At 50.8% G+C, this 14,598-nt stretch carries 9 protein-coding genes; 6 read left to right on the top strand and 3 right to left on the bottom strand.

What is annotated here, in order from left to right; genetic code table 11:
• Positions 1–59 precede the first annotated feature (59 nt).
• Positions 60–1,190: a YheC/YheD family endospore coat-associated protein gene (locus NST38_RS24790; protein WP_076211131.1), complete on the bottom strand. Its 1,131-nt coding sequence runs from the start codon at positions 1,188–1,190 to the stop codon at positions 60–62.
• A 515-nt stretch (positions 1,191–1,705) separates the two neighbouring features.
• Here NST38_RS24790 and NST38_RS24785 point away from each other — a divergent pair.
• Positions 1,706–6,901 (top strand): WIAG-tail domain, encoded by a 5,196-nt coding sequence (locus NST38_RS24785; RefSeq protein ID WP_076253258.1) that lies wholly within the window; start codon positions 1,706–1,708, stop codon positions 6,899–6,901.
• A gap of 170 nt (positions 6,902–7,071) precedes the next feature.
• On the opposite strand, the gene NST38_RS24780 is transcribed toward NST38_RS24785, so the two are convergent.
• Positions 7,072–8,637 carry a M4 family metallopeptidase gene (locus NST38_RS24780; RefSeq protein ID WP_076253259.1) on the bottom strand — a complete coding sequence of 522 codons (1,566 nt, stop codon included), beginning with the start codon at positions 8,635–8,637 and terminating at the stop codon, positions 7,072–7,074.
• 44 nt (positions 8,638–8,681) lie between these two features.
• Entirely contained in the window at positions 8,682–8,954 is a 273-nt protein-coding gene (locus NST38_RS24775) for a hypothetical protein (protein WP_143781469.1), read from the bottom strand.
• A gap of 451 nt (positions 8,955–9,405) precedes the next feature.
• Here NST38_RS24775 and NST38_RS24770 point away from each other — a divergent pair, with 451 nt between their 5' ends.
• From NST38_RS24770 to NST38_RS24750, 5 genes are read left to right on the top strand one after another with little or no spacing between them, the layout of a single operon-like run.
• On the top strand, positions 9,406–10,362 hold the full coding sequence (locus NST38_RS24770; protein WP_083684788.1) for a glycosyltransferase: 957 nt from the start codon (positions 9,406–9,408) through the stop codon (positions 10,360–10,362).
• 41 nt (positions 10,363–10,403) lie between these two features.
• Positions 10,404–11,516, top strand: a complete 1,113-nt coding sequence (locus tag NST38_RS24765; RefSeq protein ID WP_179087928.1) for a glycosyltransferase family 2 protein — start codon at positions 10,404–10,406, stop codon at positions 11,514–11,516.
• Positions 11,516–12,289, top strand: a complete 774-nt coding sequence (locus NST38_RS24760; RefSeq protein WP_047841258.1) for a glycosyltransferase family 2 protein — start codon at positions 11,516–11,518, stop codon at positions 12,287–12,289. Before NST38_RS24765 ends, NST38_RS24760 begins: the two co-directional genes overlap by 1 nt.
• The gene (locus NST38_RS24755) at positions 12,286–13,017 is read left to right on the top strand and encodes a sugar phosphate nucleotidyltransferase (RefSeq protein ID WP_074096322.1); all 732 of its coding nucleotides are present in this window, start codon (positions 12,286–12,288) and stop codon (positions 13,015–13,017) included. Before NST38_RS24760 ends, NST38_RS24755 begins: the two co-directional genes overlap by 4 nt.
• Before the next feature lie 5 nt (positions 13,018–13,022).
• Complete coding sequence (locus tag NST38_RS24750; RefSeq protein ID WP_341344094.1) at positions 13,023–14,564, top strand: GT-D fold domain-containing protein; 1,542 nt, start codon at positions 13,023–13,025, stop codon at positions 14,562–14,564.
• Positions 14,565–14,598: the final 34 nt, after the last annotated feature.

Here is a 14,598-nt window from a genome sequence, read left to right as displayed (position 1 = left end):
ACTTCAAGGCCGGCAAGACCGGCCGTTCTGCATAATATTGACACAGAATGCACACGAAATCAATATAGTCTCCTATCGTATGTCTGCGGTTGTCTCGGAATTCTCGAATTCTGTTCCAGCAGCAGACGCCCATAAGCCATCGGTTTGCTGTACGTTGCCTTCCAGTGTTCCGACATTCCCGCCTTGCGAAAACCGTAACGCTGATCCCGTCCATTGCATTCAATAAAATAGATCTGGCCGCTGCGCGTTATCCCGAGATCAAGACCCAGATCAGCCAGATGTGGCAGACTGGCCGCCAGGTTCTGGGCAATTCGAAGTGCAACGAGTCCGATTCTGTATTCCAATCGAGCCAGGTCGAAGCCAGATTCCCCTAATCCAAGGGCCTCTGCGAGCTTCATGACTTTACCGCCCTGGGCGATATTGCTGACAAACGTATGGGCAGGAGCCGCTTTGGCAAACATGCCTGTTATTCCCCAAAGACCATCGCCGCCACGTTGTACAGATACCCGCAAATCTACCGGCCTGCCCTCATAACGTACCAGTGGGATACGCTCTTCAATGAGGTAAGCATGGCGAAAGATCCGCCTTAGGGTGGCGGAAGGGAGCTGTCCTTTGCTCAATCGGAAGGTAGCCCACCCTTTGCGTGCAGCCTTCGTCTCACAGGTTAGTTTCCACTGTCCATCTCGCTCAAAGACTCGCATAATTCCATGACCGATGCTACCGCTACATGGTTTGATGACGAGGTCATCATGTTGTTCCATCATATAGGCCAGAGATTCCGGCGTAGCTTTAACTGCATGGGGCAGGTGTTCTCTCAAGGCGGGGTCCTGCTGAAGCATGTCATGAATGTGATCTTTACGGTACCGGTTGCGAACGTTGAATACCTGAATACCCTGCAACATCAGCTTGGTAATCTGATGCTGTTCCGTCCGGCGAAGCTGGAGTGATCGGTTATGAATGACGGAGGGCAGTGGCATGCGCTCGCGAACATATCTGCCTTCTTTTTTTACATAGGCAAGACATGTTTTTTGATCCGAATCGATATCTTCCAGCCGCAAAAAGCAGGGAGTTAATCCATAACTGGCCGCTGCCTGTTCATAATTCGCGAGTGATTCCTGACCGGTCCTTCCGGCCGGTATCCCCCGGTACATGCGTGAATCGAACATAATGCCGATCGTTTCTTGGAGCATGACCGTTCCTCCTTCGATGTTATCGCGACCATGGATCGTCCATTCATGGAATGCCGGCCTGTCACCGCATGGCTCAGACATCGCGATAACGCAGACCGGTGTGTAAGATGCATCGCCAAGCACTAGTGCTTGCTCAGGGCGTGTCTAAAACTCTGAAGGAAGCAGGTTTTGCCGAATTTTCGTTCCAAGCAAGGAAGTTTTCCGCAGGCGTGCCGGGGCACGTCTAGGGAAAGTGACACAGCAGGGGGCGAAAAGACGGTGAAAGATGCACTTCAGCGAGTTTTCAGACACGACCTAGATATAATATCCTATGACATGACTGGGACGGGGGCGTGGACAGCCGCCTTTCCTCTGCAGCCCTGACACGCCTATTTCCACGAAGATCATCGAACCTTCCTGTCTTGACGCCTGTACATTCGTGCTCTGGAATCCGCAAAAGTCATAAATGAAGTGGCAGATGCCCATATGGAAGCATATGATGCCGGAGACGAACGTTAGAGGAAGGAGCAAGCTGCATGAGTAAAAATGGCAAAAAGAAGGTTCCAACGCCGAAACTGCGGCATGTGAGCCCGAAATACAAGGAATTGGAACTGACTGATCGCCGGGCAGACAAGATGAACTCAGGTTTCACTGTGAATAGGGAAGAACGCTTGAATACGAATAAAAGGGATTCGAGAGCTGTTCAGGAGTCGGAAGAATTCCTATTCGACTCAATGGAGCTACCTTCTTCAACAAATGAGCTGGAAGAGTGGGAGATCGAAGCCGAAATCAAGCTGGAACCCGTAGAGTCTGATAGCAAGGAAATCGAGACAGAAGATAGCTCGGATAAGCAGATTCAGGTTAGCAGTGTGGCTCCGCTTGTTCTGGAAGAAGAGGTGGGTATCATCAAGCAAGAAACAACAAACAAGGACCGGCTGCAGATCCTGAACCAGAACCAGATGCCGGGTCATACCGGACATTACATCTACACGGACGACTTGAGTGAATTTGCTGTTACGGAGAGCAAATTGGCTCCTTTCTCTGTAGATGCCTCCAAGCTGAAACCGGATGCGGTCGGCAGTGAAGCATTGCAGGATTATGCGGTGACCAGCATACACATTGCAGACGGGGCCATTGTTTCAGCGAAACTTGCGGAAGCGTCTGTATCTGAGGAGCACCTGATTGACGGTTCTGTGTCTGGTCACAAAATACGAAATGCTTCTATTGCAGGCGAGAAAATCAGAGATGGCAGTATTACTTCTCAGAAGCTTGGCAACCAGGCCATCGATTCGGCCAAAATTGCCGACGGCTCCATCAGCACAAGACATCTCAGCCGCATGCTGGTAACGGAAGAATTAATCAAGAATCATGCCGTAACTGGAGACAAGATCGCGATTAGCGGGGTGGATACAAGGCATCTCACGGGAGGAGCTGTGAATACCTCCAAACTGGCTGACGATGCAGTGACTACATCCAAAATTCGGGAAGCTGCTGTCACAGGCAGCAAAATCGAAGAACACTCCATCGAGTCTCACCATATTCAGGCAGGTGCTGTTAAACAGACACATCTGGCAGAAGGGTCTGTCGGTCGTTCACAACTATTAAATGGCAGTATTGGAAGTGACCAGATAGAGGATGGATCCATACAAACAAGACATTTAGCTGAGGGTTCACTAACTGGAAGACATCTGCTGGACGGTTCAATCGGATCAAGTCAGATTCGAGCTCATTCCGTTGGCAAGGAGCAGATTGGTAATGGAGAAGTGGGCAGTGAGCATTTGACAGAAGGTGCAGTAACCAGTAGCAAACTGGCAGACCAGTCTGTTGGAACAGCAAAATTGCTGGAACAGTCCATTACGGCATCCAAGATCTCTGATCAGAGCGTAATTTCTTCCAAAATTGCGGATGAAGCCGTACAGGGTAAACATCTTGCCAAAGGGTCCATTCGTGCGGAACACATTGCAAATCGGGGAATTACGCCGGTACATGTGGACAATTCCGCAATTCACTCTATTCACATTGCAAGTGGAAGCATCGAGGCAGCTCATCTATCTGCCGGAAGTGTGTCCGGAGACGCTCTTGCAGACGACGTGGTGTGTGAGCGGCATCTTGCAGAGTCGGCCGTGGGTACGTATGAATTGCAGGATGGTGCCGTTACAGACGTTAAACTTGCGGATGGAAGTGTGACAACAGAAAAGCTTGGAACGGCATCGGTGAGTAGCAGAGCGCTTGCCCCGGGAAGTGTTATATCCTCGCATCTTGCGAGTGGTGGAGTCACAGGGATACATCTGGCTCCAGGCAGCGTGGGTTCCGAGGCCCTGAGACCTTATGCAGTGAAATCGGAACATCTGACAGAACATGCCGTAGGTGTACCTCATCTTCAGCCGGGTAGTGTTGAAACGGATGCGATTGCACGGGCCGCGGTCACCACAGACAAATTGGCTATTGATAGTGTAACTTCAGCCCAGCTGGCTGGCGGGTCCATTTTTCCGCCTCATCTAACAGATCATGCGGTTACCTCCCCCAAGCTCTCACCAGAAAGTGTTGCCACAGATAAACTGGCGGATTTTGCTGTCACGTCAGCTAAACTGGCAGACGGCAGCGTGACTTCTTCCAAGATTATGGCAGAGAGTATTAACGCCAAACATATTCCAGCAGGAACCATTCGCGGATATCACCTGAAGCAGCATGCCGTTTCACTGGAACATTTGTCGGAAGAAATACGCTCGCCGGAATTATTTGCTGATGGCAGTATTACCGGCAACAAACTTCAACATGGCTCCATAAGTGCGGACCATTTGACAGCAGACTCGGTATCCGGGACAGAACTGCAACAGGATGCTGTAGGTAGCGAGCACTTGCAGCCATCCGTTGTACAATCCGTCCATCTGGCTGAAGGCAGCGTGAAATCTGACCATTTGGGGACTCAAGTAGTGAGCTCACAGCATCTGAAGCCAGACATCATTCATGAGGAGCATATTGCTGAACAGGTGGTAACATCGCATCACTTGGCACCCGGATCTGTCGAAACAGACCATCTGGCACCTTTATCCATTACAGCGGCCCACCTTCAGCCAGGTTTGATCAGTGGTTTGCATCTTCAGGCAGAGTCGACAAGTGCTGTTCACCTGCAGCAAGGAGCTGTGCATTCCCGTCATATTCAAGATGGTGAAATTCTTCCTCATCATATCCATGAACGCAGCATCGGAACATCTCATCTGGAAGAAGAAGCGGTAAGTACGATTATTTTGCAGGATGAATCTGTAACACGCTCCAAACTAGCAACGGGTAGTGTGGATGGCAGCAAATTAGCTGCAGGAACCGTATCGGCTACTCACCTTGCCAATGAAAGTGTGCAAACCCATCATATCCAAGAAGGAGCAATCCTTGCTGATCATATTCAAGAGTGCAGTATTGGCTCAGTTCATCTGGATGAGCAGTCTGTAAGTGCAGTTCATTTGCAAAATGGATCTGTAACAAGTGCCAAACTGGCGGATGGCAGTATCAACGGCAGCAAATTGCTTGAAGGAACCGTATCGGGGGTTCATATTGCGTCCGAAAGTGTGCAAACCGGGCATATTCAGGCAGGGGCCATTCATGCTGACCATATTCAGGAGCGGAGCATCGGCACAACCCATCTGGAGGAGGAAGCAGTAAGTGCGATTCACCTGCAAAATGGGTCTGTCATCAGTACCAAACTGGCCGACGGCAGTGTAACGGGCAGCAAGTTGATCGAAGATGCGGTGTCGGGAATCCATATCGCATCGGAAAGTGTGCAATCCCGCCATATTCAGGAAGGAGCAATCTTTGCTGACCATATTCAGGAGCACAGCATTGGCATGCTTCACTTGGAACAGGAAGCAGTAAGTGCCATTCATCTGCAAAATGGATCTGTAACAAGTACCAAGTTGGCCGACGGCAGTGTAACCGGCAGCAAGTTGCTTGAAGGTGCAGTATCAGATATCCACATTGCAGACGATAGTGTGCAATCCAGTAAGATTCAGGCAGGAGCCATTCATGCTGATCATATTCAAGAGCGGAGCATCGGCACAGCACATTTGGAAGAGGAGTCTGTAAGTGCCATTCATTTGCAAAATGGATCTGTAACGAGTGCCAAACTGGCGGATGGCAGTATAACTGGCAGCAAGTTACTCGAAGGTACGGTATCCGGGGTTCATATCGCATCGGAAAGTGTGCAATCCGGGCATATTCAGGCAGGAGCTATTCATGCTGGTCATATTCAGGAGCGAAGCATAGGCACAGCCCATCTGGAAGAGGAAGCCGTAAGTGCGGTTCATCTGCAAAATGGGTCCGTAACAAGTGTCAAATTGGCTGACAGTAGCATTAGTGGCAGCAAATTGCTCGAAGATACTGTATTGGGGAGCCATATCGCGTCGGAAAGTGTGCAAACTCGCCATATCCAGGCAGGAGCGATCCTTGCTGATCATATTCAGGAGCACAGCATTGGTACGTTCCATCTGGAAGAGGAAGCAATAAGTGCGGTTCATCTGCAAAATGAATCTGTAACGAGTGCCAAACTGGCGGATGGCAGTGTGAGCAGCAACAAACTGCTTGAAGATGCGGTGTCGGATGTCCATATTGCCAATGGAAGTGTGCAATCGCGTCATATCCAAGAGAAAGCCATACATGCTGACCATATTCAAGAGCGAAGCATTGGAATCTCCCACCTCAAAGCGGAATCGGTAAGTTCGATTCATCTGCACAATGGTTCCATAACAAGTGCCAAAATGGCTGACGGCAGTGTGAACGGTAATAAATTGCTTGAAGGTGCGGTATCTGCTATCCACATAGCCGACAAGAGTGTGCAAACACGTCATATCCAGGATGGAACCATTCATGCTGATCATATTCAAGAACGCAGTATTCGCACAACTCATCTGGAAGAGGAAGCAGTAAGCGGGGTTCATCTGCAAAATGGGTCCGTCACCAGTGCCAAATTGGCCGATGGCAGCGTGAACGGCAGCAAGCTGAGTGAGCAGAGTATTACCTCTAATCATTTGAATGCGGGGATTGTAGGTCCAGCGCATCTGAGCGAAGAGATATGGAATGCGATCCGTCAGTTCAGTGGAGAAACGCTGGAGCAACTGGCAGCTATCAAAAGACAAGAGGGATTGCTTCAACCAGAAAATGAAGGTGTACAGCAATCACAGCAGGTAATCGTCGAGGCAATACCGAGTGCTGGTCTGGAGCAACAACAAGAGCTGATATCCGAAACAGATCAGCTTGGCGAACTACCGGCAGCTTTGTTCACGACAGAGCCGGCAGAACAGGCTCAGCAACCACAGCTTGAACAGTCACAGGAGATCGCTGGAACTACGGAGTTTATGTTAAGTGAACAATCGATTAAACAGGAGCATCTGTGTGATGATGCCGTGGGCAGCAACCAGTTGCAATCGGGGGCAGTTCAAGCCAAACATCTGGCCTTCCAGCCCGTTCGTAGCGTAAGCAAACAACCGGTTGTACAACAATTCGGAATGGAAGCTTTTGTACTGCCAGAGAGTGAAGTATGCACAGAGGTAACTGTTGTTTTTGAAGAATCATTTGCTTCAGAACATTATGTGATTGTGGGCATGAGTAATGATCGGGGATTCCAGATTTCCTTGCTCTCGCAGAGTGAGGATGAAGCGGTACTTGAAGTGTCACGTACAGCAGATTGCAAGCATACGTACGGATTGTTGTCATGGATTGCTGCGGGACCTTCGCAAGGATAGTGCAGGATTGTATCCGTAATAAACAAATGACAAAAGCGGTGTCCAGAGTTGTCCGGGACACCGCTTTTGATTGATATAAGCTTAATCCGTTCGGACGGTGAGGGGTGTCTGAACGTTTTGTTACCATTAGGATGAGTACATTATAAGTTCAACTACAATAAAATAAGATTTTACAGGCCTACAGCTTGATACGCTTTGGTAATAGCAGTAGCTTCAGCGGAAGTTGCTCCGTACAGATCTTTGGCTGCTTGAATGGTAGCTGTTTTGGCAGCGGCAAATTTGGACGTTGGTGTCAGGTAGTTCACCAGTGTGCTGTAGAAAATCTGGATCGCTTTATCCCGGCCGATTCCGGTAACACTCACACCATTATGTGTTCCGCCTTGAGCAGCAAGGAAATAGGCTTTATTGATGATACCACTGTTGATATGGACACCGCCGTTGTCCTGTGAGCCTGTGTAGCGATCGCTGTATTTGTCAGGTTGACCATACAACGTAGGGTTGGAGAGGGAGCGCAGCGCATCTCCTGGAGTGTTAGGTGTGTAGATATCATCACCAAGCAGCCAGTTTTTGCTTTGGATCGTATTACCGAAAATATCGGCAAAGGCTTCATTGAGTGCACCTGGTTCATTGCGATATTCCAGATTGGCTGTATATTCAATAACACCATGCGTCAATTCATGACCCACAACATCCAGATCACCAGACAGGGATCGGAACATCGTTCCATCTCCGTCACCAAAGACAATCTGTGCCCCGTTCCAGAAGGCGTTATTGTAATTGGAGCCGTAGTGCACGGTTGATCTGATCAACAATCCGTTACCATTAATACCGTTACGGTTGAATTTGTTTTTGTAGAAATCATACGTAGCAGCGGCATGAGCATGAGCATCTACACCTGCACGATCGGTCCATACATTATCCGAATCTGTAAGCAAGCTACCAGGCAGTGAGGAGCCATTGTTTGCCGTATACGTTTGGATGCCATTGCCACGAGTGGTGTCTTTCAGTTGGAAGGTGCTGCCGGATTGGGTGGTTGTCAGGGTTTTGGTATCACCGAGTACACCTGTACCTGTTCCAGTAGCGAAGTTAATGAGGTCAAACTGGGATACGATACTGCCATCCACTGCGTTAATGAAATATTTGGTCCGTAGAGGGGCAGGTTCCAGTACGTTTACTTCCGTAATGTAAACCAGATATGTCTGACCATCTTCTTCATGATGATAGATGTTCAATTCAGCTTGAGGTGTGATTTCCGCGGCACCAAGCTCTCCAATCCGGGAGGTTGCTTCTTCGGTTGCAATCTGGATCGCGTCTTCTCCGCTGATCTCGGCTACACCATCATTTGGAATGGCCTGCTCTTCAATCGGTGGAAGATCGCCAAGTGCGGAGCTCACGGCTCCGGTTTTGTCCAGGTGAACCGTCTGTTCTGCACCATAAACCGGGATACCTTTAATATACTGTTTCAGGCGGAAGTGTCTTACGCCAGATGTATCTGTGTTTCTTTTGACAATTTTGAGCTGGGATTTCACATCGGAATTCAGAAATTGTTCCTGCTGTCCAAGATAATTAAAGATAGTGTCATCTGTTCCACTGTTCAATGGAATATCCTCCTCAGAGGCATAAGGGGCCTGAAGTGGAATGGATTGATCAGACACTGGAGCTGCAGTAGCAGAGGACACGGAAGCGAGCAAAAGAGCTCCTCCAAGAATTGTTGGCATAACTTTGGCAAATTTCATAGTAAACTCTCCCATTCTTAAACTTATTTTTGGTTGGAAAATGTTCATGCCAGTCTCGGTTGGAATTCCGTCTGCAACTTGGGCAGCGCGGAGCGTGGGGCTAGACCTGAAGCGTGGAATGAGACAAGAAACGATTGGAACAAAATTGGCTTGGCCTTAGCTCGGGAAGTGTTAAGCACGACACCAAACAAAAAGGATAACCGTTTATTCAGTTCAACCCGAAGGTTGAATCGTCTATTGTGTTCCTCTTTCAGAAAGCCGGGGGTTGTCCAATTGCGCAGGTAGAAGATACGTTCACGGAAAACTGGGGTGTTCAATCCGGGTTTGCGTAAATGACAAAGGCAGTATGTTCTGAACGGCATCACTCCTCTCAAGAGTAGAATGTATCTGCTTAACAAGATCTGTGAATGAGGTCATAATCTAATCAACCTAAGGTCAATAAATTGATTTAAAAAATATATGGGAACTTATGTTCACCACAAGGTTATTTTTGTAAATAAAACTGCTTGGAACGTATATTATCACAATGTAAAACTTTGGAAAAGATACAATTTTAGATTTTTGTTAAATTTGTGTCTGAAGTAGGGGAGAGGTAGCGTTTTTCAAATATTTTGACGTATTTTGTCTAAAAGCAAGGCCTGTACCCTCGTGTTCACAGGGAGAACCTGCTTAGTGCAAGGACAAACGCCGTTTCCACTGCTCCACGAATACATAGAATAACGTGTACTCCCTTGGCATGCCGATGATCGAATGCGGGAGGTGAAACTGTTGCGCAAAACCCGTACCACAGCACGTTATGCAACCCGAACCAATGTGACACGAAGAAAAACAGTGCTGAAGAAACGAAGATGGAAGTCTGGACACAAAAAGGGTACAAAGGCCTATACGTTCGTTATTCCATCCAAACAGCTGATGTCACAGGCTAAGGATGGAGTAGAGAATGGAGCGGAAAATGGCATGAGTGATGCTCCTTCACACAGGGGGGGGTCTCAGCGACCGATGCTCTCGGTCATTATCCCTGCTATGAATGAGGAGAAAAGGATTGGTGCAGTTGTCCGTGAAGCGCTGCGGATATGCCGTGATGCTGAAGTGCTTGTCATTGTGAATGGTTCTACAGACGGTACGGCTAACGCAGCCAAACGGGCTGGAGCACGAGTGCTCACGTATGCCGAAGCACTGGGGCATGATGGAGGACGAAAAGTAGGCGCAGCGGAGGCGCGCGGTCAGGTATTGTTATTTACTGATGCAGATATCGCAATTCCCGCAGAGCACCTTGCACCTTACGTGAAGGCTGTGCTGAAGGGAACGGATGTGGCGCTTAACGACTACCATGGGCCGGTCACTCATCATCCCGTTCATCCGGTAGTGGAGGCCAAACACATGTTGAACAGCATACTCGCAAGATCCGATCTCCGGGGGGCATCCATGACAGCAATTCCACATGCAATAAGCCGAAAAGGGCTTGAGGTCATGGGGATATCCTCACTGGAAGTTCCGCCACTCGCACAAGCGAAGGCAGTGATCGGCGGACTTCGGGTACGCGCTGTTCATCACGTACCTGTGGGTAGAATGAATGCAGTACGAATCAAGAAGCGAAGAGGACCTGATCCGCTCAGTCAAGTGGTACTGAATGATCATATGGCAGCGATTAAGTGGATTACGGATACGCTCGGTCCCCGCGGAGGTTATACCGATCTGCAACGTGTTCGCAACCTGGCGAGGTAAGCATGTCGCATCGGATGATGCAACATGCTGGAGGTGAGGAAATGAAGGGACGTTCAGGGGTTGTCCGCCGCAGGCGGACAACAAGTAGACAAATGACAGCAGGAAGAACAGTAATGAACAAGCGTCATAGGAACAAGAAACATGTAGATATTCAAAAAAAAAGAAGAAGCCGAGCAAAGTCTGGCCAAGTAGATCTACACTTGATGTGGAAAGCGGGGCAAGTTGCAGGAAGGGAGGCAAAGGCGAACAACACACTATCAGAAGAACATGCACGTCTCGTATGGAATGCACACGCGGTGAACGTTGCGGAGCTAAGCAACTTCGAGCTAGCTCTGAAGGCAGGTAAGGCATTTATGCAGGGTTATGCTCAGGCCTCGGGGCATTCATTCCAGATTGTGCCACTACCTCTTCGTCATTCGGCTGCTGCTGTTGTCTGTGCCTGTAATGAGGAACACACACTGGGGCAGGTGTTATTGCAACTAAAGCGGTTGCCTCTGACGGATATTATTGTGGTACTGAATGGAACGACAGATGACAGTTTGAAGCAGGTACTAAGGCAGCCGGGACTTACAGTAATCTATGAACCGGATCGGGCAGGACATGATGTGGGCCGGGCACTTGGAGCCAAGATGACGGATGCGGAGACGGTACTTTTTGTGGATGGAGATATGGTCGTCTCGGCTGAACAGCTTGCACCCTTTCTGTTCGCGGTTGATTGGGGACAGGATGTGGCGTTGAATAATCTGACGTCTTTGCTGCCTGCGTTTGCAGGCCAGGATGAGGTAAGCCGGATCAAAGCATATCTGAACCGGACATTAGGCAGGGCAGATCTGGGTTCCAATTCCATGACAGCCGTGCCTCATGCATTGTCTCGTCGTATGATTCAGACCGTGAAGCCAGCATCACTGGCCGTTCCACCTAAGGCACAAAGTCTAGCTATTCAGCATGGAATGAACGTCTCGGCACCAAGTCAGGTGGATGTTATTCGTTCCAATCGGTTGCGTCCTGGTAACACGGGAAGTGGGAATGATGTCGCCAAATTGATCATCGGAGATCATCTGGAGGCACTGGCTACATTGCTGGGTACAGGTTGGAATCCAACCCAGGCACATACACTCTCCCGTGTAGAAGTCGCTTACAGGAGGAACGCCTAATGACACTGACGAGTATGATTATCCCAACTTACAATGGGCTGGATCTGATCAGGCCCTGCATCGATGCCATACGTCAATACTCGGGCGATCCTGCGTCATATGAAATTATCGTGGTAGATAACGGTTCGACGGATGGAACGGCTGAATATTGTGCGCTGGAGCGAATTCGATTTGTAAGGTTCCCGGACAATCGGGGGTTTCCGGCAGCGTGTAACGCTGGACTTCGTGCAGCTTGCGGGGATGAGTTGTTGCTGTTGAACAATGATGTTACGGTCACGCCCCGTTGGCTGGAGAACCTGCGAACGGCTCTGTACAGTGACGCAAGTATTGGGATCACGGGTCCTGTTACGAATTATGCAAGCGGCATCCAGCAGATTAAACTGCAGTTTCGGGACATGGAACATTTTCAGGAGTTGGCCAATTCCAATAATGTTGCGGATTCTTCAAGGTGGAGGGAAGTACGCCGGATCGTCGGTCTGTGCATGCTGATGAAACGAGATGTCGTGGAATCAGTTGGGCTGCTTGACGAGGCATATTCTCCGGGACACTATGAGGATGACGATTATTGTTATAGAGCAAGATTGCAGGGATATCGCCTGCTGGTATGTGGAGATGTTCTCGTGCATCATCAGGGAAGTGCCAGCTTCCAGAAGACAGATCCGGTAGCGTGGAAACAGCTGCTTGAGCGTAATCGTTCGATTTTTATGAACAAATGGCATGTCGATCCGCTTGAATATATGGACATATCCGATGAAGGAGGGAACGTGGAATGAAAGGTGTAATTCTTGCCGGCGGAACAGGAACTAGACTGTATCCGCTGACCCGGCTCATTAACAAACATCTGCTTCCAGTCGGTAAACATCCGATGATTATGTATGGCATCGACAGGCTCCGTCAGGCAGGCATTGATGAACTATTGATTGTGATCAACAAACATTCCGCCGGGTTATATACAGAGTATCTTGGTGGGGGAGCGGATCATGGGGTCAAGTTGACTTATCGCATTCAGGAAAAGGCAGGCGGGATTGCGGAAGCGTTGGATCTGGCGACCACATTTATCCTTCCTGGCGAAAAATTCGTTGTGCTTCTCGGTGATAATCTCTTCAGCGATGATCTGAAGCCTTATGTGGATCGTTACATGCAGCAGCCTGCTGGCACAGCACGAGTTCTGCTCAAAGAGGTGGATGATGCACGACGTTACGGGGTGCCTGTTTTTGATCCAAAGCATCCAGAGCGAATCTCGTACATTGAGGAGAAGCCAAGCCAGCCGAAAACCTCTTATTGTGTGACGGGCATATACATGTATGACGATCATGTATTTAACCTGATTCGCAACATTGCGCCGTCTGCGCGTGGAGAACTTGAAATTACGGATGTGAATAATCACTACGCGTCTGCTGGCGGACTGGAATACGACATTTTGCAGAAATACTGGAGTGATGCAGGTACATTTGAATCGCTCCAGGAAGCAGCTGTCCGTATGAAAGGACAATTACCCTAAAATATATGCGACTGATGCTGCCGCTGTGCGGTGCCCCATGGGAGCAGAACACTCTGCGCCGGAGCTGGAAGGATGCTCCGGCGCTTTGCGCAGCGACAATCCTCGTGCATGCCAAAGGAGGGAATGGCGTGAGAGTAGTGACACGCACCGGGGCCGCTAAGGCCTCCGTGTCGGGTAAACCCCGGGGCATCCACCCGGCCGTATTTATGGGCAGTGGCACTCCGGCAGCAGCAGGTACAGGGTCTGCTGGAGTCAGAGGTGTGAAGTCAGGGAAACGTAGTACCCTGACCAAAGCGGGTACATCTGCAGGCGCAGCGCATAAGGCTGCTGCAAGGAAAGCCAGCAGCACAGGCAGTGTTGTTGGCAGAGCAGGCAAAGCTGGCTCTGCGGGCGCGAGCAGAGCGGCAAGAGCCAGCCGCACCGGCAAAGGCAAAGCCGGCCTGCGCCAGGCCACTGCTGGGCGCAGGCCTGCATCAGCGCGGGGCCGGCGTGCCGCTGCCCGCGCCAAGCAGCGCACGGAGATGCGCCGTGCGCCCATGCCAGCACCGCAAGCCAGCACGCCACAGGCGATGCCTGCCAGCGGTGCTGGCCCCGCCCCGCGCCAGGCGACACACCCGAAGGGTGCCGCCCCCGCAGGGCGGGGAGGCGCTGCCGGCGCGAAGGCGGGCAGCGCGAAGGGCTTGCCGCCTCCGCCCGCGGAGCACACAGTGCAGGCGGAGGCCGTGCCCGGCGGCTACGCCGAGGGCTACCGCGACGGCGTATTCGCCGGCGGGGAGGCGCTGGTGGCGCAGCACATCCCGCCGGATCACATTCTGCCTGCCGTGGCGGCGGCAGATCTGATCGCGGCGGGATTCCGCCAATATGCGCCCAGCCTGGCCCGGCTGTCCAGCCCTCATGAGATGGCTGGACACATCACGGCGGCGCTGGATGCGCAGCGCCCCTTGTCTGTCGTTCGCCTCGGAGATGGCGAACTGCTCACGCTGGCAGCCGATACGGTGCTGCCAGGTCAGGAAGTGCAGGAGCTGGCACCGTTTCTGCCCTATGCAGGGGTGCCATGCTCAACCCCCGACATCCGCGCGATGCTTGCGGAAGCCATACAGGCCGTCGACTGGGTTGGCGTGCCGATCTCGCGGGCGCCGACATTCCAGGGGCTGTTATTCCCGGTATTGCGCCACTTCGGGATTGACTGGTCCCGGCTGAAATTGACCAGTTCCACGATCAATTACAGTCTGCATCAGTCCGGTCTGGTGTTGCCCTTGCTGCAAGGACGGCGGGTTCTGCTCATAGGCAGCCAGGCACCAGAGCTTGCGGCACTGCTGCATAGCAGAGGGATTCATGTCACAGGCATCATTGGTTCTGTGGCAGGAGTCATGGATATTCCGAGGGTGATGCAGCAAACCGCAGAACATGCTTTTGATATCGCGTTGGTGGCGGCGGGAATTCCGGCGGTCATTCTGTGTCGGCGAATTGCAGGTGAGCTCGGCAAGGTTGCTCTGGATTTTGGACATTTGGCTGACAAACTGGTAACAGGAGAACTTCAACTCTAGTGGACCGTCCGAGGGCTGGTCATGTGTGTGTTAG

The sequence above is a fragment of the Paenibacillus sp. FSL H8-0104 genome, assembly GCF_038050215.1.
In the GTDB taxonomy this organism is placed as follows: Bacteria; Bacillota; Bacilli; order Paenibacillales; family Paenibacillaceae; genus Paenibacillus; species Paenibacillus amylolyticus.
The sequence above is the reverse complement of the archived record's forward strand: the minus strand, read 5'-3'. Positions and strand labels throughout refer to the sequence as shown.